Raw genomic sequence first — 18188 nt, forward strand, 5'->3', positions numbered from 1 at the left:
TTCTCAGTTACCGCTCCGTGGTCCCGGCAGCAGCCCCACCGCGCCGGCCGCCGCACGACGGCTCTGCATCGGTACGCCGCTGTCCCGGTCCGGGTGCAGCACGGCGGGTGTGTGACCCACCGGCGCGGGGCCGGGCAGGCCCAGCGAAGGGCCCGGCTGACCGGACGCGGGCACCGGTGGTTCCGCCTCGCCCGGTTTGTCTCCCTGCGGCCGGCGGGCCCGGTAGGCGGCCCGGTAGGCGGCGGGGGACGAGCCGAGCTGGCGGCGGAAGTGCCCGCGCAGCGCGACGGGGGAGCGGAAGCCGCAGCGGCCCGCCACCTCGTCCACGGAGTAGTCCGACGTCTCCAGCAGTCGCTGCGCCTGCAGCACGCGCTGGGTGATCAGCCACTGCAGCGGTGCGCTGCCGGTCAGCGAGCGGAACCGGCGGTCGAACGTACGGCGGCTCATGTAGGCGCGTGCCGCCAGTGTCTCCACGTCGAACTGCTCGTGGAGGTGTTCCAGCGCCCAGGCGACGACCTCGGCCAGCGGGTCGGCGCCGATCTCCTCGGGTAAAGACCTGTCGAGATAGCGCTCCTGTCCGCCCGACCGGCGCGGTGGCACCACCAGGCGCCGGGCGAGCGCGCCGGCCGCCTCGTTGCCGTGGTCCGTCCGCACGATGTGCAGACAGAGATCGATTCCGGCCGCCGTACCCGCCGAGGTGAGCACGTCGCCGTCGTCGACGAACAGCTCCCTCGGATCGACGTGCACCGACGGATAGCGCTTGGCCAGCGTCGGCGCGTACATCCAGTGGGTGGTCGCCGGGCGGCCGTCCAGCAGTCCGGCCGCCGCGAGCACGAACGCGCCCGTGCACAGCCCGACGATGCGGGCGCCTTCCTCGTGTGCCCGGCGCAGCGCGTCGAGTGCTTCCTCCGGCGGTGGTGAGGTGATCGAACGCCAGGCCGGTACGACGACCGTCCCGGCGCGTGAGATCGCCTCCAGCCCATGTGGTGCGGTGAGTTCCAGGCCCCCTGTGGTCCGCAGCGGGCCTTCCTCGCCGGCACACACCAGCAGGCGGTAGCGCGGCACTCCGGCGTCCTGGCGGTCGATCCCGAACACCGACAGCGGAATGGAACTCTCGAAGATGGGGCCGCCGCTGAACAGCAGCACCGCGACGATCTCCTTGCGCCGTCGCCCGGAGAGTTTCCGGACAGCGGCCTCCTGCGCGGCAGTGGAGTCGTGGCTCATACTGCTAAGCCCCCCTCGGTGGTCGCGGCTCCTCGGTTGTGTCGCTCCTGCACGTTTCCCCTCGGTCCTGCACGAGTCCCCCGCCGTAAGACAGTTCAAGATCGAAATCTACTGGCTCCCGCGATGGCGCGGTGACCAGTTCCGCACGCGGCACATTGTCGACATGACAACTTGGCGTGAAGCATTCGATCACGAAGCGTTGCACTCGGGAGCCGTGCAGGGAAGTGCGCCTTGTCGCAGTGGCCAAACCGCGTAGGGTGCGCAGCGGTCCGTAGACCCTTTCCGTGCAGGTGGAACGGGGGTTGAGGGGAGGTTCGGACCCCTCCTGGGCGATATCCAGAAGTTGGCTGAAAAGCAGCGTTCAGAGGCGCGGAAACAGGTCAGTCGACCGGTGTCTGTCCCCGGGTGTGACGTCCACCTCTTTGCGTGGCGCAACGCTCGGCGCACCGCTCGGAGTGGCGCAGCAGCACCCGGCAGGCCGCGGTGACGGCGGCGAGGCCCAGGGCGGTGCCCGCGGCGCCGGCCAGCGAGGTGCCGTACCAGAGCAGGACCACGGGGACGAGCACGCAGCTGAAGGCGGCCCATCGGATCACATCGCTCGCCGTGTCCGGTGCGGGGCGCGGCTCGCTGCTGGATCGGGGTCCGGGCATCTCGTACTCCCTGTGGCGGTGGCTCACCCCGGTTCAACGTCCGTCCGACCGGTCGGTCACCGGCCGCGCATCTGTGAATCCCGTGCAAACCGCCTGTACGGGGCAGCAACCATTGCGTTACGGGCGCGGCTCGTGCATGCTCCGGTGAACCCCCACGGACGTCGGGGGACCGCTCACGGAGCGTGCGCGGTATCTGGGCTCAGGAGGCGTGCCGCCGTACCCTTGGGGGTATGGGCTTGGGAAGATGTTTCCCGGACACAGCTCCGCCGCACAATGTCGTCCCACCCATAAAGGATCACAACGCCGAGACAGCCATGGCCGGTCACGAATTCTTCGATCCAGCGGACCGCAAGCGGCCGGTCGCCGACCCCACGGCGGCCGATCCCCTGGCGGCGGAAGACCCACGCCCTTCCTGCGACCCCGCCTTCCGGCACGGAGTCGTCGTCGGCTTCGACGGCTCCACCTCCAGCGAGCGCGCCCTCGCGTACGCGATCGGCATGGCCCACCGCTCCCACTCCGGTCTGATCATCGTGCATGTCGCCAACCGGCTGCCCACCACCGTGTGGGCCGGCTGTGAGCCGCCCGTCTTCGTCGACGTGCCGGACCACCGCACCGAGGTCCTGGGGCTGGAGCTGGCCTGTGCGGACTATCTGGCCGAGGTGCCGTGGATCCTGGTCGAGCGGGGCGGGGACATCTGCCACGAACTCGAAGAGGTGGGACGGGAGTACGAGGCGGACGCGATCGTCGTCGGCTCCACGCACGGCATCGTCGGCCGGATCTTCGGATCCGTCGCGGGGCGGCTCGCCAAGCGGGCGCAGCGGCCCGTGATCGTCATTCCCTGACGGCCTTCGGCTCTCTTTGCGCAACGCGAAACCACTCGCGCGTAGAGGTGGTTCGTGCCCTCGTGAAGGGCATATAGCGGTCACCAGCACGGCACGAAGGGAGGCCGCCGTGGACGACGAAGTCTCCGCGGGAAGCGGAAGCATCACCGCCGCCGGCCGACTCCCCCTGGCGACAACCCTGTTGGCGGTCGGGCTCGCCGCGACCGGTGCCATCGACGGCGTCGCCGCGTCCGACGCCGTCCCAGTCGGCCCCTGCACGGGCGGAGTTGCCCCGCTCCTGGCGATGCCGGTGCCGACCGTGTTTCCTCGGCGTGCCGCCGGCCGGGGGGTGACGGCCACCGGCTGACACTCAGCGGCACGGGAAGGACCCCTACGTGTTCGGTGGCACACGTGGGGGTCCGTTCCGTTGTCGCGCCTGTGCGGGTGCGGCGTGGTCGCTCGCGCGGTTCCCGCGCCCCGGCAGGGGTGTCCTACTCCACCGTCACCGACTTCGCGAGGTTCCGCGGCTTGTCGATGTCCCGGCCCAGGGCCTTCGCCGTGTGGTACGCCAGCAGCTGGAGCGGGATGCCCATCAGGATCGGGTCCAGTTCGTCCTCGTTCTTCGGGACGACGATCGTCTGGTCCGCCTTCTCCTGCTGCTGGTGGGCCACGGCCAGGATCTTGCCCTCGCGGGCCTTGATCTCCTCCAGGGCCGCGCGGTTCTTCTCCAGCAGGTCGTCGTCGGGGACGATCGCGACCGTCGGCAGGGCCGGCTCGATGAGGGCCAGCGGGCCGTGCTTCAGCTCGGAGGCGGGGTAGGCCTCGGCGTGGATGTAGGAGACCTCCTTGAGCTTGAGGGAGGCCTCGCGCGCCACCGGGTAGCCCCGGACACGGCCGATGAAGAGCATCGAGCGGGCGTCGGCGTACTGCTCCGCCAGCTCCTTGACGGTCTCCTCCTGCTTGAGGATCTCGGTGATCTGCTCCGGCAGCTTGCGCAGGCCCTCGATGATCCGCTTGCCGTCGCGGACGGAGAGGTCCCGGGTGCGGCCCAGGTGCAGGGCGAGCAGGGCGAAGGCGACCGTGGTGTTGGTGAAGCACTTGGTCGAGACGACGCAGACCTCGGGGCCGGCGTGCACGTAGATGCCGCCGTCGGCCTCGCGGGCGATCGCCGAGCCCACCACGTTCACCACGCCGAGGACCCGCGCGCCCTTGCGCTTCAGCTCCTGGACGGCGGCCAGGACGTCGTAGGTCTCACCGGACTGGGAGACCGCGATGTAGAGGGTGTCGGGGTCGACCACCGGGTTGCGGTAGCGGAACTCGGAGGCCGGCTCGGCGTCGGCGGGGATGCGGGCCAGCTCCTCGATCATCTGGGCGCCGATCATGCCCGCGTGGTACGAGGTGCCGCAGCCGAGGATCTTCACGCGGCGGATCTGCCGGGCCTCGCGGGCGTCCAGGTTGAGGCCGCCGAGGTGCACGGTGGAGAACCGGTCGTCGATGCGGCCGCGCAGCACGCGGTCCACGGCGTCGGCCTGCTCGTGGATCTCCTTGTGCATGTAGGTGTCGTGGCCGCCCATGTCGTACGACTCGGCCTCCCACTCCACCGTGGTGGGCTCGGCCGTCGTGCGGGTGCCCTCGGTGGTGTAGGTGCGGAAGTCGTCGGCCTTGAGGGTGGCCATCTCGCCGTCGTCGAGGGTCACTATCTGCCGGGTGTGGGTGACCAGCGCGGCGATGTCCGATGCGACGAACATCTCCTTCTCGCCGATGCCGAGGACGACCGGGGAGCCGTTGCGGGCCACGACGATCCGGTCCGGGTGGTCGGCGTGCAGGACGGCGATGCCGTAGGTGCCCTCGATCACCCGGACGGCCTGGCGGACCTTGTCCTCCAGCTTCTCGGCGGTGGAGCGGGCGATGAGGTGGGTGAGGACCTCGGTGTCGGTCTCGGAGAGGAACTCGACGCCGTCCGCCTCCAGCTTGCGGCGCAGGTCGCCGGCGTTGTCGATGATGCCGTTGTGGACGACCGCGACCTTCTGGTCGGCCGACATGTGCGGGTGGGCGTTCGCGTCGGAGGGGGCGCCGTGGGTGGCCCAGCGGGTGTGGGCGATGCCGGTGGTGCCCTTGAAGCGCGCCGGGACCTTGGCCTCCAGGTCGCGCACCCGGCCCTTGGCCTTGACCATCTTCAGGCCGGGCGCCTTCGGGGAGGTGACGACGATGCCCGCGGAGTCGTAGCCGCGGTACTCCAGCCGCTGCAGGCCCTCCAGGAGGAGAGGGGCGACGTCACGCTTCCCGATGTAACCGACAATTCCGCACATATACAGAGGTATCCCTTGGCTGTCGCTGGTCCGGACCGGCTGGTTCTCAGCCGTAGACCATGCGGCGCAGCTGCCTGAGCGTCAGCTCCGGCGGCGCCACCGCCCGGTATTTCAAGTCCGCCTCGATCCGTTCGAAGATCTCCGTGTTCACCAGGCCGTGGGCCTGGAGTTCGCGGTGGCGGCGACGGACGAAGTCCTGGGTCGTCTCGTCGAAGTAGGCGAGCACGTCCTGGACCACACGCAGCGCCTCGCCCCGGCTCAGGGGCGTGGAACGCGTCAGGTGATCAACAAGTTCGTCGTGCACCCGGTAGATCCTGGGGTACCGGCGCTCGTTTCGCAAGAATCGTGCCCGATTTCGGGCAGACCCCTGTTGAAACTCTTATGGATCTTTGTTCGCACCCTGTCCATCCTGTGTCTTGCGTCGCGTTGCCCGCACGCACGAGTTTCAGACGCCATGGACATTCCTCGTATGGGCGTACCCGAGAAGCTGGCCGAGCGCATGAGCATGGCCGAGCAGCATGAGTACCTGCGCGCCAGATTCTCGCGGCGCACCATGATCAGGGGCGGCGCCGTCACGCTGGGCGCCGTCGCGGGCGGTGCGTTCGTGCCGGGCGCCACCGCCCAGGCGGCCGTGCCGACGCAGCGCACCGCCGCCGCCGAGTCGGTCGACGGCTCCCTCGTCGCCCCCTTCGGTCGCCACCTGGCCTGGGGCAACGACCCACGCACCGAGATCACCGTCTCCTGGCAGGTCCCGGTCGCGGTGAAGAAGCCGTTCCTCCGCATCGGCGCCCACCCCTGGGACCTCTCCCGCAGGATCGAGGCCGAGGTGCGCACCCTCTACACCCCGGCCGGCGTCGGTGCGAGCGGCGACCACACCCAGTACTACATCCACGCCAAGCTCACCCACCTGCGCCCCGGCAGGACGTACTACTACGGCGTCGGCCACCAGGGCTTCGACCCGGCCGAGCCGCACCTGCTGGGCACCCTCGGCACCTTCACCACCGCCCCGGCCCACAAGGCGCCGTTCACCTTCACCGCGTTCGGCGACGAGGGCGTCGGCTACCACGGCCTGGCCAACAACAGCCTGCTCCTCGGTCAGAACCCGGCCTTCCACCTGCACGCCGGTGACATCGCGTACGCCGACCCGTCCGGCGCCGGCAAGACCACCGACACCGGGTTCGACTCGCGCACCTGGGACTCCTTCCTCGCCCAGACCGAGTCGGTCGCCAAGCAGGTCCCGTGGATGCCGGCGTACGGCAACCACGACATGGAGGCCTGGTACTCGCCCAACGGCTACGGCGGCGAGGAGGCCCGCTGGAACCTCCCGGACAACGGCCCCGACCGGGCGAACCTGCCGGGCGTCTACTCCTTCGTCTACGGCAACACGGCGGTCATCTCGCTCGACGCCAACGACATCTCCTTCGAGATCCCGGCGAACCTGGGCATATCCGGCGGAACCCAGACCAAGTGGCTGGAAACCCAGCTCAAGAAGTACCGGGCGTCGACGGACGTCGACTTCATCGTGGTCTTCTTCCACCACTGCGCCTACTGCACCTCCACCGCGCACGCCTCGGAGGGTGGCGTGCGCCAGGAGTGGGTGCCGCTGTTCGAGAAGTACACGGTGGACCTGGTCATCAACGGCCACAACCACCAGTACGAGCGCACCGACGTCATCAAGGGCGACAAGGTCACCAAGAAGCTGCCGATCGGCGGCACGGCCTACCCCGAGACCGAGGGCGTGGTGTACGTCACCGCGGGCGCGGCGGGCCGCAGCCTGTACGCCTTCTCCGCTCCCGACTCCTACGAGGGGCACGAGCACGAGACCGACTCCGTCGCCTCGTTCGTCAACACCAAGGACGGCAAGGTCGACGAGACCGTCGCCTGGTCCCGGGTGCGCTACCTCAACTACTCCTTCCTGCGGGTGGACGTCACGCCCGCGCCGAAGGGCCGGCAGGCCACGCTGACCGTGTCGGGCATCGCCGAGACCGGCGACCGCATCGACCACTTCACGGTCTCCCGCCGGGCCAAGTAGGCATCCAGGCGAGCGGGCGGTCCGCGCGGCGCTCACAGCCGCCTGAGGACCGCCTGCTTGGCCAGCGTGAACTCCTCGTCCGTCAACACCCCGTCGCGGCGCAACTCGCCCAGCTCGCGCAGCCGGCGCAGCAAGGCGTCGTGGTCGTCCCCGGCCCGTTCCCCGGCCGGCTGCACCGGGACCTTCGGCACGTCCGGCTCCGCCGCGGGGTGCGGCAGGCGGACCTGCACCGCCGCCGCGACCAGGGCCATCAGCGGGTCCTTCCTGAAGCCCCACAGCTCGACGGCGTTCGGGTCGTACGCGGGCGGCGCTCCGCCCGGGGTGTCGCGCACGAGGAACCGCAGATGCCCCTTCTCCAGGCCGACCGCCGGCTGCCACTGGACGCCGGTCACGTCCGCGAGGGGGATCGTGCGCGGACCGGCCGCGGCCTTGGCGTCCTCCGTCTTCCAGTTCCACTCCAGCCGCACCCGCTTGCCGTCGAAGGCCGCCGTGCCGTCCCCGGCCGAGGCGGACACCGGCAACGACGGGCCCGGCAGCAGGTACCGGTCGGCCGGGGCCGCGGAAATCCCCTCCAGCAGCAGGGCGTTGCGCACCTCGTCGGCCATGTACTCGGCGACGCCGTACCGGTCCGGCTCCACGGCGAGCTGATACGGGTCGTGCGTCTCGGCGAGCCGGCCGCCGGTGGCCTGGAGCAGCGGGTCGGCGCCGTCGCGCAGCCGCAGCCCTAGCCGCCCCGACTTCCGGCCCTGTGCGAAGGAGACGCCGGCCAACGCGTCCAGCGGCACGAGGAGTTCGCCCAGTTCGCGGCGGAGCGGACTCACGCTCTTGTCCCGGCCCGGGGTGATGCGCACGGCGGTGCCGTCGAAGGTCCAGGCGCCGTCCCTCTGGATGATTTCCGCCATGCGGGGATTGTTCCACCCGATCTGCGGGACAGTGGTCTCGACCACGTCGAGGAACAGTCGCGTCCGACGGCCGGTCACATCCGAAGGGAGCGCATGTGAGACAGCACCACGGCACGACTCCCCGAACACCCCGCATCCTCGGTTCGCTGCTGCTCCTCGCGGCGGCCGGCGCCACCACGCTCGGCGCGGCCCCCGAGGCGCGGGCCGCCGCCCCGACCCCGCTGGGCCGGGTGATCCCGGCACCCGCCTCGGTCGCGCCGGGCGGCACGCCGTACCGCATCACGCGCACGACCGGCGTCCATGTCGACGCCTCCGCCGAGGTGCGCCGCATCGGCACCTACCTGGCCGGGCTGCTCCGCCCCGCCACCGGCTACCCGCTGCCGGTCACCGACCACGGCACCGGAGGCATCCGGCTGCATCTGGCCGACGGCGACTTCGGTGCCGAGGGCTACCGGCTGCACAGCGGCGCCGGCGGCGTGACCCTCACCGCGCGCACGCCCGCCGGGCTCTTCCACGGTGTGCAGACGCTGCGTCAGCTCCTCCCGGCATCCGTCGAGAAGAAGACCGTCCAGCGCGGCCCCTGGCAGATCGCGGGCGGCACCGTGCGGGACCGCCCCCGCTACGCCTACCGGGGCGCCATGCTGGACGTCTCCCGGCACTTCTTCACCGTCGCCCAGGTGAAGCGCTACATCGACCAGCTGGCCCTCTACAAGATCAACGAGCTGCATCTGCACCTCAGCGACGACCAGGGCTGGCGCATCGCGATCGACTCGTGGCCGCGCCTGGCCTCCTACGGCGGCTCCACGCAGGTCGGCGGCGGCCCGGGCGGCCACTACACCAAGGCCGACTACCGGGAGATCGTCCGGTACGCGGCCTCCCGCCATCTGGAGGTCGTGCCGGAGATCGACATGCCGGGTCACACCAACGCGGCCCTCGCCTCCTACGCGCGGCTCGACTGCGACGGCGTGGCACCCCCGCTGTACACCGGCACCCAGGTCGGCTTCAGCTCGCTGTGCGTGCCCAAGGCGGTCACCTACGACTTCGTGGACGACGTGGTCCGGGAACTGGCCGCCCTCACCCCGGGCCGTTATCTGCACATCGGCGGCGACGAGGCGCATTCCACCCCGCACGGCGACTACGTGACCTTCATGGACCGCGTGCAGCCGGTCGTCGCCCGGTACGGCAAGACGGTCATCGGCTGGCACCAGCTCACCGGCGCGCACCCGGCCGAGGGCGCCCTCGCCCAGTACTGGGGCCTGGACGGCACCGGCGCGGCGGAGAAGGACCAGGTGGCCCGGGCGGCCCGGAACGGCACCGGGCTGATCCTGTCCCCGGCCGACCGGGTCTACCTGGACATGAAGTACACGAAGGACACCAGGCTGGGCACCCGGTGGGCGGGCCTGGTGGAGGTGAAGCGGTCCTACGACTGGAATCCGGGCGCGTATCTCCCCGGGGTGCCCGCCGCGGCGGTCCGGGGGGTCGAGGCGCCGCTGTGGTCGGAGACCGTGAAGAAGTCCGCCGACCTCGAGTACATGGCGTTCCCGCGGCTCGCGGGCGCGGCCGAGCTGGGCTGGTCGCCGGCGGCCACGCACGGCTGGAACGGCTACCGGGTGCGGCTGGCCGCGCAGGGCCCGCGGTGGGACGCCCTCGGCATCCACTACTACCAGTCCCCGCAGGTGCCCTGGCCGGCGCGCTGAGCAGGGGCCGCCGGCGCCGGGCACGGGCCGGGCGCCGGGGCGGAGGCCGGCGGGCCCCCCGGAGGACCGTACTCCGGGGGGCCCGCCCGTCCGTGCCGCCGTCAGAACCCGGCGAGGGGGTTCTTCAGGTCGCCGACCAGCTGGAGCGCGCCGGACGGGTCGGCGAGGTCCACCATCTGCCTGTTGTTGCGCAGCTGGAGCCGGTTGAGGCAGGACAGCGCGAACTCGGGGGCGAACAGGTCGTACTGGCGGAACTTGTCGGCCAGTTCGGGGTTCGCCTCCTGGTACTCGCGGGTGACCTCGGCGACCGTGCGCCAGAAGCCGTCCTCCTCCAGGATGCCCTCGGCCGCGAGGTGGGCGGCGAGGAAGCGGAAGAAGCAGTCGAAGACGTCGGTGAAGATCGACAGGAGCTTCTTGTCCTCGGGGACCTCCACGCGGATCCGCCGCACCTCGGGCGGCAGGGCCGCGTCCGGGTCCATGACGGCGATCTCCTCGGCGATGTCCTTGTAGACCGCCCGCCGCACCACGCCGTCCTCCAGGACCAGGATCACGTTCTCGCCGTGCGGCATGAACACCAGGTCGTAGGCGTAGAAGCTGTGCAGCAGCGGGGTGTAGTAGGCCCGGAGGTAGCCGCGCAGCCACTCGGCGGGCGTCAGGCCCGAGCGGGCGATCAGCGCGCCGGCGAAGGAGGCGCCCTCGTGGTCCACGTGCAGCAGGGAGGCCATGGTGGCGAGGGTCTCGCCGTCCCGCAGCGAGGGCACCGGGCTCTCCCGCCACAGCGCGGCCAGCATCTTGCGGTACGGCGAGTAGCGGTCGGTGGCCCGCTCGTACTCCAGGTGCCGGTAGCCGACGGCGGCCCGCTCCCGGATGATCGTGAGGCCGGTCGCCTTCAGCACCGGGTCGCTCTCGACGAGCTGGGCCAGCCAGTCGTTGATGGCCGGGGTCGCCTCCATGTAGGCGGCCGACAGACCCCGCATGAAGCCCATGTTGAGGACGGACAGGGCCGTCTTCACATAGTGCTTGTGCGGGCTGGTGGCGTTGAAGAAGGTGCGGATGGACTGCTGGGCCAGGTACTCGTCGTCGCCCTCGCCGAGGCAGACGAGGTGGCGCCGGGCCACCTCGGCGGCGAAGGTGACGCTGAGCTTGTTCCACCACTGCCAGGGGTGGACCGGGATGAACAGGTAGTCGGCGGGGTCGAGGCCCTGGCCAAAGAGGGTGGCGCGGAACCGCTCCACCGTGCTCCCGCCCAGCTCCTGGCGCAGGAAGGACTCGTACTCGATCCCCGCGCCCGCCGTGAACGCGGCCCGCGAGCGGTGCGCGGCGAGCCACACCAGCCGGACCGGGCTCGCCGTCTCGGGCGCGTACGACAGGTACTCGTGGACGCCGAAGCCGAGCCGCCCGTTGTTCGCGACGAAGCAGGGGTGGCCCTCGGTCATCCCGGTCTCGATCGCCTGGAAGCCGCTCACCGCCAGCTCCGCGGAGGTGACGCGGGGCTTGGTGAGCTTGTAGCAGGTGCCCGAGAGGGTGGAGGAGATCTCCTCCAGGTAGACCGGCAGGATCTCGTCGCTCAGCCCCAGGGACTCCTTCAGCTCGATGAAGAAGTCCAGCGCGGCGAGGGGGAGTTCGTCGCCGTCGCGGTGCCGGGTGAGCGAGCCGGGGTCGATCTCCCAGTGGTCCAGGGCCCGTCGCACGGCGCTGAACCGGTAGGAGGTGAGTCCGTCGTCGCTGCGGACGACGTACCGGTCGCCGTCCTCCTCGGGCGTGATCAGCCGCTCGTGCGCGAACTCGGCGAGCGCCTTGCGCAGCAGCAGCCGGTTGGCGGTCGCCCAGCGCTCGGGGGACAGATGGGCCACGGTGTCGGCGAGGGTCATGCGGTCACCGCCTTCTCGAACTGTTCACGGGTGCAGAAGCTCAGCAGGGCCCGCTTCTCCGGCTTGTCGATCTCCTGCTCGGCCACGAAGCCGACGGCCTCGTTCAGGGCGTGCACGGCCTTGTTGCGGACGTCCGGCTCGACGACGACGCGCTCGACGGCCGGGTCCTCGAAGAGACGGGACAGCACGGCGGTGATCACGGACCGGGTGAACCCGTGCACGGGGGTGTCCGTCGCCGGGGTCAGGAAGTGCATGCCGACGTCCCCGGGCCGTGGGTCGTAGAGCCCCACCAGCTCCCGGTGCGCGGGGTCGTACTGCTCCATCAGGAAGACGGGCGTGCCGTGCCGGAGTCCGAGCAGCGCGTGGTGGTGCTCGTCCGCCGCGATCTCCATGTAGGCGCGCTCGACGTCCTCCAGCCTGGCGTCCTGCATCATCCAGAAGGCGGCCTTGGGGTGGGTGACCCAGGAGTGCAGGAGTTCGCCGTCCTTCAGCGGATCGACGGTACGGAAGGTGAAGGTCATACGGCGAACTCCTGGAACGCGATGGTCTTCTCGACCGGGTAGTACTCCGTGCCGAGCAGCTCACGGACGATGTACGCGTTCCGGTACGCGCCCATGCCCAGGTCGGGGCTGGTGATGCTGTGCGTGTGGACGCCGGCGTTCTGGAGGAAGACGCCGCGGCCCGTCACGTCGATGGCGTAGTTGCGGGCGACGTCGTAGCGGCCGTGGCCGTCGAAGCGGAGGCGGTCCTGGACCGGGGCGAGAAACGCCGGCGGCGTGTAGTGGTAGCCGGTGGCCAGGACCAGGCCCTCGGAGCGGATCTCGAAGTCCTTGCCCTGCTCGTCCTGGTGGAAGCCGAGGGTGTAGGCGCCGTCCTGGTACGCCGCCGTGCGCAGCGTGGAGTTGGTGAGCAGCCGGGTGGGCACCGGGCGGCCGCCGCTCTCCACGTTCTTCTGGTACAGCAGGTCGAAGATCGAGTCGATCAGGTCCGAGTTGATGCCCTTGAACAGGCCCTTCTGTTGCTTCTCCAGCCGGTACCGGGTCTCCTCGGGCAGCGCCCGGAAGTAGTCGATGTAGTCCGGGGAGGTCATCTCCAGGGTCAGCTTGGTGTACTCCAGGGGGAAGAACCGCGGGGAGCGGGTGACCCAGTTGAGCTGGTAGCCGTGGACATCCGTCTCGGCGAGCAGCTCGTGATAGATCTCGGCCGCGCTCTGGCCGCTGCCGACGATCGTGATGGACTTCTTGCGCTGCAGCTCCGCCTTGCGGTGCATGTACTGGGAGGTGTGCAGGAAGTCGCCGTCCAGCCCCTGGCAGGCGGGCGGGACGTAGGGGGCGGTGCCGGTGCCGAGGACCAGGTGGCGGGCGCGGTAGGTGGTGCCGGTCGTGGTGCGGACGACGTACAGCTCGTCCTCGTAGGTCACCTCGGTGACGGTGGTGCCGAAGCGGACGCTGCTCAGTTTCCCGGCGGCCCAGCGGCAGTAGTCGTCGTACTCGACGCGCAGCGGGTAGAAGTTCTCGCGGATGTAGAACGAGTACAGTCTGCCCTTCTCCTTGAGGTAGTTCAGGAAGGAGTACGGCGAGGTCGGGTCGGCCAGGGTGACCAGGTCCGACATGAACGGGGTCTGGAGGTGGGCGCCGTCCAGGAACATGCCGGCGTGCCACGCGAAGTCGGGCTTGGACTCCAGGAAGACGCCGTCCAGTTCGGCGATCGGCTCGGTGAGGCAGGCGAGGCCGAGGTTGAAGGGGCCGAGCCCGATCCCCACGAAGTCGTGGGTGGTGGTGTGGGCTTCAGGACGCGCGGTCAAGGGACTCTCCCAGGTACTGCTCGGCGTGGCCGGCGATCAGATCGAGGACGGCGGCGATGTCGGCCGCCCGGGTCTCGGGGTTGAGCAGGGTGAACTTCAGGTAGTGGCGGCCGCCGACCTTGGTGCCCGCGACGACGGCGTCGCCGGAGGCGAACAGGGCCTTGCGGGCGTAGAGGTTGGCGCGGTCGATCTCGGCCGGGTCGGTGACGGCCGCCGGGATGTAGCGGAAGACGAGGGTGGACAGGGTGGGCTGGACAACGACGTCGTAGCGGGGGTCGGCCGCCAGCAGCCGCCAGCCCTCCTGGGCCAGATCGCAGACCTCGTCGAAGAGCTGCCCGATGCCGTCGGCGCCCATCGTGCGCAGGGTCAGCCACAGTTTGAGGGCGTCGAAGCGGCGGGTGGTCTGGAGCGACTTGTCCACCTGGTTGGGGATACGTTCCTGCACCATGCGGCGCGGGTTGAGGTACTCCGCGTGGTAGGTGGCGTGCCGCAGGGTGGCCGCGTCCCGGACCAGTACGGCGGAGGAACTCACCGGCTGGAAGAAGGACTTGTGGTAGTCGACGGTGACCGAGTCGGCGCGCTCGATGCCGTCGATCCGGTCCCGGTACTTCAGGGAGGCGAGCAGTCCGCAGCCGTAGGCCGCGTCGACGTGCATCCAGACGCCGTACTGGGCGCACAGCTCGGCGATCTCCGGCAGCGGGTCGACGGAGCCGAAGTCGGTGGTGCCGGCGGTGGCCACGACGGCCATGGGGACCAGGCCCTCCTCGGCGCAGCGCTCCAGCTCGCGGGCGAGGGCGACGGTCTGCATGCGCTTGTCGTGGTCGACCGGGACGGTCACCACGGCGTCCGGCCCGAGGCCGAGCAGTTTCGCGGACTTCTTGACGCTGAAGTGGCTCACCTCGGAGGCGAAGACGCGCAGCCGGGCGAGGGAGTCGGTCTTGCTCTCCTCCCTCGCCAGCAGCAGCGCCTGGAGGTTGGACTGGGAGCCGCCGGAGGTGAAGACCCCGTCGGCGTTCTCGCCGAGGCCGATGCGGGCGGTCGTCCAGTCGATGAGCTTGCGCTCGATGAGGGTGCCGCCGGCCGACTGGTCCCAGGTGTCGAGCGAGGAGTTGACCGCGGAGAGCACGGCCTCGCCGAGCACCGCCGGGATGACGACCGGGCAGTTGAGGTGGGCGAGGTAGCGGGGGTGGTGGAAGTAGACCGCGTCCCGCAGGTAGACGTCCTCCAGTTCGTCCAGGACGGCGCCGGTGTCGCCGAGCGGACGGTCGAGGTCGATCGCGTCGATGCGGGGGGCGAGGGCGTCCACGGTGACGCCGGTGAACGGACGGTCGGTGGTGGCGAGTTTGGCCGCCACCCGCTCGACTCCTTCGGTCACGGAGCGGCGGTAGTGCTCCGCGGTGAGGCCATTGAGCAGGTGCGAGCGCATGTGGGGGTCCTCCGAGGGACGGTCCGTGCGGGGATCAACTTAGGTTAGCCTAACCTAAGTTTCACGGCGTCAGGGCGTACTTGTCCAGTGGCCGGAGACACTTCGCCGCGAGCGGGCTACTCCGCGGCCCGGAGCTGCTCCTCCGTCATCCCCTGCCGCCAGTAGCCGACGAAGGTGACGCGCCGCCGGTCCACCCCGCGCTCGCTCACGAAGTGCCGCCGCAACGCCTTGACCTGACCGGACTCGCCCGCGATCCAGACGTACGGCCGTTCGGCGTCCGGCAGCCGGGCGGCTCGCACGGCATCGACGGCCATGGGGGACCCGTCGTGCCGCACGAGCCACGTGATCTCCGCGTCCGCCTCCGTGCGCACGTCCTGGACGTCACCGGCGTGCGGCACCTCCAGCCAGGCGCGGGCGCGGGTCCCGGCGGGGAGGGATTCGAGGATCGCGGTCGCGGCGGGTACGGCCGTCTCGTCGGCGCACAGGACGACGAGACCGGTGTCCTCGGGCGGGCGGAAGCGGATCGCGCGGTTGTCGGCCACGGCCGGGCCGAGCAGCAGAACCCGGTCGCCGGCGGTGGCGCGCGCGGCCCAGCGGGAGGCCGGGCCGGCGGGGGTGGGCGCACCGGGCTCGATGCCGTGCAGGGCGAAGTCGATGTCTATCCCGGTCGTGTGGCCCTGGGCGTCCCGCCGCAGGGCGCGCAGGGTGTACGAGCGCATCACCGCCCGCACGTCGTCCGGCAGTTCCCGCCAGCCCTGCCACCAGCCGTCGCCCAGCTCCAGCGGGACGACCGGCTCGGGCTGGCCCGGATGCGGCAGGAACAGGGACAGGGACTGGTCGCGGCCGTGGGAGTGGAAGGCGTGCAGATCCGGGCCGGCGAAGCCGATCCGGACCAGGGACGGGCCGAGCCGCCTCGTCCGTACGACCTGAAGGGAGAAGAAACGGAACGGGGCGGCTACGGCCGTCGTCATCGGTGGCTCCTGAGTCTGTTTCAGGGGGCTGGGGACCGCGCCCCGGGAGGGCGCGGGGAACCGGCCGGCCAGCCACGAACGGCCGGCGGTTCACCTGCTGCGAGGGCCTCCACGGCGCTGCCCGGCCCTCGCGGTGGAGCGCCTAGGCGACCTTCTTGGCCTTCTCCAGGGCCTCGGCCAGATGCGTGAGCAGCGGCACGCACTTGTCGTACGACAGGATCGGCTCGGGGGACCGGGCGATGACCTGCCCCGCCTTCACGGCGGGCAGCTTCTTCCAGGTCGCCTTGGTGATGTCGGCCGGCTGGATCGCCGAGGTGCGGTCGTCCAGCATGATGATGTCGGCCTGGTACTTGTCGACGTTCTCCCAGCTGAGCGACTCGTACCAGCCGCCGCCCTGCTTCTTGGCGCTCTCGGGGGGTTCCACGAAGTTCACGCCGAGCGCCTTGAAGTACTCCAGGTCGATGGAGAGGTTGGTGCCGGAGACGTAGAACAGCTGGTCGCTCGCGGAACCGGCCATCACCTTGATGTCGGGCTTGGCCTTCGCAGCGGCGCGCAGCCGCGCGGCGGCGTCCTCGAACCGCTTCTTGGCGTCGGTGACCTTGGCGGCCTTCATGTCCGCGCCGAGCGACTCCGCCAGCTCCCACATGCGCTGCAGGGGCTGGGTGAGCTGGCGGTCGTAGACGGAGACGCCGACGCTGGGGGCGAGCTGGGCGATCTTCTTCTTCGACTCGTCCGGGACGTACCAGAGGGTGCCGGCGTCGTCGAACATCGTGGAGATGAGCACGTCCGGCGCGAGGGACGCGTACTTCTCGATGTTGAACTGGCCCCAGGCGTTGCCGAGGACCGTCACCTTGCTGATGTCCATGTCGCCGGCCTGGACGTCGGGCTTGCCGGCGGTGGTCTTCGTCGGCCCGAAGACGCCCTTGACCTGGATGCCGTAGTCGTACAGCGCGGCGCCGACACCGGTGAACGCGACGATGTTCGCGGGCGCCTTGTCCAGCTTCACGGTCGTACCGCGGTCGTCCTTGAAGCTCCAGGGGCCGGACGTGCCCGCCCGGGTGGCCTTGCCGGAGTCGCCGTCCTCGCCCTTGTCGTCCCCGCAGGCGGCGAGCGCGGCGCCGAGCGCGAGGGCACCGCCGGCGGCGAGCAGGCCGCGGCGGGAAGGTGAGGGTGTCGGACGGGTGTTGGGCATGGCTCGGCTGCTTTCGAACAGGGCGGGCGGACCCACCGGACTGATGCGAAGGTCAGGTTAGCCTAACCTCAGTACCTGTCCAGAGGGTGAGTCCCCCCTCCCCGCCCCGTCGCGGTGCCGCGCGGGTCTCAGCTCACCAGGCCGAGCTCCCGTGCGATCAGCATGCGCTGGACCTCGCTCGTGCCCTCGCCGATCTCCAGGATCTTGGAGTCGCGCCACATGCGGGCCACCGGGTACTCGTTCATGAAGCCGTAGCCGCCGTGGATCTGGGTGGCCTCGCGGGCGTTGTCCACGGCGACCGTGGAGGAGTACAGCTTGGCCAGGGCCGCCTCCTTCTTGAACGGCTCACCGGCCACCAGGCGGGAGGCCGCGTCGCGCCAGGCCAGACGGGCCGTGTGCGCCTTCATCTCCATGTCCGCGATCTTGAACTGGATGGCCTGGTTGGCGCCGATGGGCCTGCCGAAGGCGTGCCGTTCCTTCGCGTACTTCACCGACTCGTCGACGCAGCCCTGCGCCAGCCCCGTCCCGAGCGCGGCGATGGCGATGCGGCCCTCGTCCAGGATGCGCAGGAACTGGGCGTAGCCGCGGCCCTCCTCGCCGAGCAGGTTGGCGGCGGGCACCCGGACGTCCTGGAAGGCGAGTTCGCGGGTGTCGGAGGCGTTCCAGCCGACCTTGGAGTAGGGCGCCGCGACCGTGAAGCCCGGCGTGCCGGACGGCACGATGATCGCCGAGATCTCCGGGCGGCCGTCCGGCTTGCGGCCGGTGACCGCCGTGACGGTGACCAGACCGGTGATGTCCGTACCCGAGTTGGTGATGAAGCACTTCGTGCCGTTGATCACCCATTCGTCCGTGTCCGGGTCCAGGCGGGCCGTGGTGCGGGTGGCCCCCGCGTCCGAGCCGCCGTCCGGCTCGGTCAGGCCGAACGCGCCCAGGATCTCACCCGCGCAGAGCCGGGGGAGCCACTCGCGCTTCTGCTCCTCCGTGCCGAAGAGGTGGAGCGGCATGGCGCCCAGGGAGACGCCCGCCTCCAGCGTGATCGCCACCGAGGAGTCCACCCGGGCCAGCTCCTCCAGGGCGATGCCGAGGGCCAGGTAGTCGCCGCCCATCCCGCCGTACTCCTCCGGGAACGGCAGCCCGAACAGGCCCATGCGGCCCATCTCGCGGACGATCTCGTACGGGAACTCGTGCCGCTCGTAGAAGTCGCCGATCTTCGGCGCCACGACGTCGTGCGCGAACTCCTCCACCGTGCGGCGGAGTTCCTCCAGCTCGGGGCTGAGACGGTGGTCCAT

General features: G+C 70.5%; 15 protein-coding genes. 3 read left to right on the forward strand and 12 right to left on the reverse strand.

What is annotated here, in order from left to right; translation table 11 throughout:
- Window positions 1–3: 3 nt before the first annotated feature.
- Both ACZ7KF_RS17695 and ACZ7KF_RS17700 read right to left on the reverse strand, forming a co-directional pair.
- Window positions 4–1224, reverse strand: coding sequence for a helix-turn-helix domain-containing protein (locus tag ACZ7KF_RS17695; protein ID WP_471075095.1), 1221 nt, complete (start codon window positions 1222–1224; stop codon window positions 4–6).
- Between the two features lie 380 nt (window positions 1225–1604).
- Window positions 1605–1874, reverse strand: a complete 270-nt coding sequence (locus ACZ7KF_RS17700) for a hypothetical protein (RefSeq protein ID WP_471075098.1) — start codon at window positions 1872–1874, stop codon at window positions 1605–1607.
- Between the two features lie 314 nt (window positions 1875–2188).
- On the opposite strand from ACZ7KF_RS17700, the gene ACZ7KF_RS17705 reads away from it, so the two are divergent.
- Complete coding sequence (locus tag ACZ7KF_RS17705; protein WP_225822785.1) at window positions 2189–2716, forward strand: universal stress protein; 528 nt, start codon at window positions 2189–2191, stop codon at window positions 2714–2716.
- Between the two features lie 470 nt (window positions 2717–3186).
- Here the strand turns inward: ACZ7KF_RS17705 and glmS are convergent, their stop codons facing one another.
- Both glmS and ACZ7KF_RS17715 read right to left on the reverse strand, forming a co-directional pair.
- Complete coding sequence (glmS, locus tag ACZ7KF_RS17710) at window positions 3187–5004, reverse strand: glutamine--fructose-6-phosphate transaminase (isomerizing) (RefSeq protein WP_471075102.1); 1818 nt, start codon at window positions 5002–5004, stop codon at window positions 3187–3189.
- Between the two features lie 46 nt (window positions 5005–5050).
- Complete coding sequence (locus ACZ7KF_RS17715) at window positions 5051–5308, reverse strand: hypothetical protein (RefSeq protein ID WP_471075105.1); 258 nt, start codon at window positions 5306–5308, stop codon at window positions 5051–5053.
- 165 nt (window positions 5309–5473) lie between these two features.
- Here ACZ7KF_RS17715 and ACZ7KF_RS17720 point away from each other — a divergent pair, with 165 nt between their 5' ends.
- Entirely contained in the window at window positions 5474–7036 is a 1563-nt protein-coding gene (locus tag ACZ7KF_RS17720; RefSeq protein ID WP_471075108.1) for a purple acid phosphatase family protein, read from the forward strand.
- 32 nt (window positions 7037–7068) lie between these two features.
- Here the strand turns inward: ACZ7KF_RS17720 and ACZ7KF_RS17725 are convergent, their stop codons facing one another.
- Window positions 7069–7938: a DUF4429 domain-containing protein gene (locus ACZ7KF_RS17725; protein WP_471075111.1), complete on the reverse strand. Its 870-nt coding sequence runs from the start codon at window positions 7936–7938 to the stop codon at window positions 7069–7071.
- A 95-nt stretch (window positions 7939–8033) separates the two neighbouring features.
- On the opposite strand from ACZ7KF_RS17725, the gene ACZ7KF_RS17730 reads away from it, so the two are divergent.
- The gene (locus tag ACZ7KF_RS17730) at window positions 8034–9635 is read left to right on the forward strand and encodes a beta-N-acetylhexosaminidase (protein ID WP_471075114.1); all 1602 of its coding nucleotides are present in this window, start codon (window positions 8034–8036) and stop codon (window positions 9633–9635) included.
- Between the two features lie 101 nt (window positions 9636–9736).
- Here ACZ7KF_RS17730 and ACZ7KF_RS17735 read toward each other — a convergent pair whose 3' ends face one another.
- From ACZ7KF_RS17735 to ACZ7KF_RS17765, 7 genes are all read right to left on the reverse strand, one after another.
- Window positions 9737–11506 (reverse strand): IucA/IucC family protein, encoded by a 1770-nt coding sequence (locus ACZ7KF_RS17735; protein WP_471075117.1) that lies wholly within the window; start codon window positions 11504–11506, stop codon window positions 9737–9739.
- The gene (locus tag ACZ7KF_RS17740) at window positions 11503–12027 is read right to left on the reverse strand and encodes a GNAT family N-acetyltransferase (protein WP_471075120.1); all 525 of its coding nucleotides are present in this window, start codon (window positions 12025–12027) and stop codon (window positions 11503–11505) included. The genes ACZ7KF_RS17735 and ACZ7KF_RS17740 overlap by 4 nt, the downstream gene beginning before the upstream one ends.
- Window positions 12024–13310 (reverse strand): lysine N(6)-hydroxylase/L-ornithine N(5)-oxygenase family protein, encoded by a 1287-nt coding sequence (locus ACZ7KF_RS17745; protein WP_471075123.1) that lies wholly within the window; start codon window positions 13308–13310, stop codon window positions 12024–12026. Before ACZ7KF_RS17745 ends, ACZ7KF_RS17740 begins: the two co-directional genes overlap by 4 nt.
- The gene (gene desA, locus ACZ7KF_RS17750; RefSeq protein WP_471075126.1) at window positions 13294–14736 is read right to left on the reverse strand and encodes a lysine decarboxylase DesA; all 1443 of its coding nucleotides are present in this window, start codon (window positions 14734–14736) and stop codon (window positions 13294–13296) included. The genes ACZ7KF_RS17745 and desA overlap by 17 nt, the downstream gene beginning before the upstream one ends.
- A gap of 116 nt (window positions 14737–14852) precedes the next feature.
- Entirely contained in the window at window positions 14853–15707 is an 855-nt protein-coding gene (locus tag ACZ7KF_RS17755) for a siderophore-interacting protein (protein WP_471075129.1), read from the reverse strand.
- A gap of 142 nt (window positions 15708–15849) precedes the next feature.
- A complete protein-coding gene (locus ACZ7KF_RS17760) occupies window positions 15850–16899 on the reverse strand; it encodes an ABC transporter substrate-binding protein (RefSeq protein ID WP_471075132.1) in 1050 nt (349 codons plus the stop codon).
- Window positions 16900–17027: 128 nt separating this feature from the next.
- Window positions 17028–18188: an acyl-CoA dehydrogenase family protein gene (locus ACZ7KF_RS17765; protein ID WP_471075135.1), complete on the reverse strand. Its 1161-nt coding sequence runs from the start codon at window positions 18186–18188 to the stop codon at window positions 17028–17030.

The organism is Streptomyces sp. NPDC038200, from assembly GCF_055600785.1.

What these genes read in the sequence shown, in the direction of transcription:
- ACZ7KF_RS17695 (WP_471075095.1), bottom strand. Translation starts at nt 1,224, where the DNA reads ATGAGCCACGACTCCACTGCCGCGCAGGAGGCCGCTGTCCGGAAACTC.
- ACZ7KF_RS17700 (WP_471075098.1), bottom strand. Translation starts at nt 1,874, where the DNA reads ATGCCCGGACCCCGATCCAGCAGCGAGCCGCGCCCCGCACCGGACACG.
- ACZ7KF_RS17705 (WP_225822785.1), top strand. Translation starts at nt 2,189, where the DNA reads ATGGCCGGTCACGAATTCTTCGATCCAGCGGACCGCAAGCGGCCGGTC.
- glmS (WP_471075102.1), bottom strand. Translation starts at nt 5,004, where the DNA reads ATGTGCGGAATTGTCGGTTACATCGGGAAGCGTGACGTCGCCCCTCTC.
- ACZ7KF_RS17720 (WP_471075108.1), top strand. Translation starts at nt 5,474, where the DNA reads ATGGGCGTACCCGAGAAGCTGGCCGAGCGCATGAGCATGGCCGAGCAG.
- ACZ7KF_RS17725 (WP_471075111.1), bottom strand. Translation starts at nt 7,938, where the DNA reads ATGGCGGAAATCATCCAGAGGGACGGCGCCTGGACCTTCGACGGCACC.
- ACZ7KF_RS17735 (WP_471075117.1), bottom strand. Translation starts at nt 11,506, where the DNA reads ATGACCCTCGCCGACACCGTGGCCCATCTGTCCCCCGAGCGCTGGGCG.
- ACZ7KF_RS17740 (WP_471075120.1), bottom strand. Translation starts at nt 12,027, where the DNA reads ATGACCTTCACCTTCCGTACCGTCGATCCGCTGAAGGACGGCGAACTC.
- desA (WP_471075126.1), bottom strand. Translation starts at nt 14,736, where the DNA reads ATGCGCTCGCACCTGCTCAATGGCCTCACCGCGGAGCACTACCGCCGC.
- ACZ7KF_RS17755 (WP_471075129.1), bottom strand. Translation starts at nt 15,707, where the DNA reads ATGACGACGGCCGTAGCCGCCCCGTTCCGTTTCTTCTCCCTTCAGGTC.
- ACZ7KF_RS17760 (WP_471075132.1), bottom strand. Translation starts at nt 16,899, where the DNA reads ATGCCCAACACCCGTCCGACACCCTCACCTTCCCGCCGCGGCCTGCTC.
- ACZ7KF_RS17765 (WP_471075135.1), bottom strand. Translation starts at nt 18,188, where the DNA reads ATGGACCACCGTCTCAGCCCCGAGCTGGAGGAACTCCGCCGCACGGTG.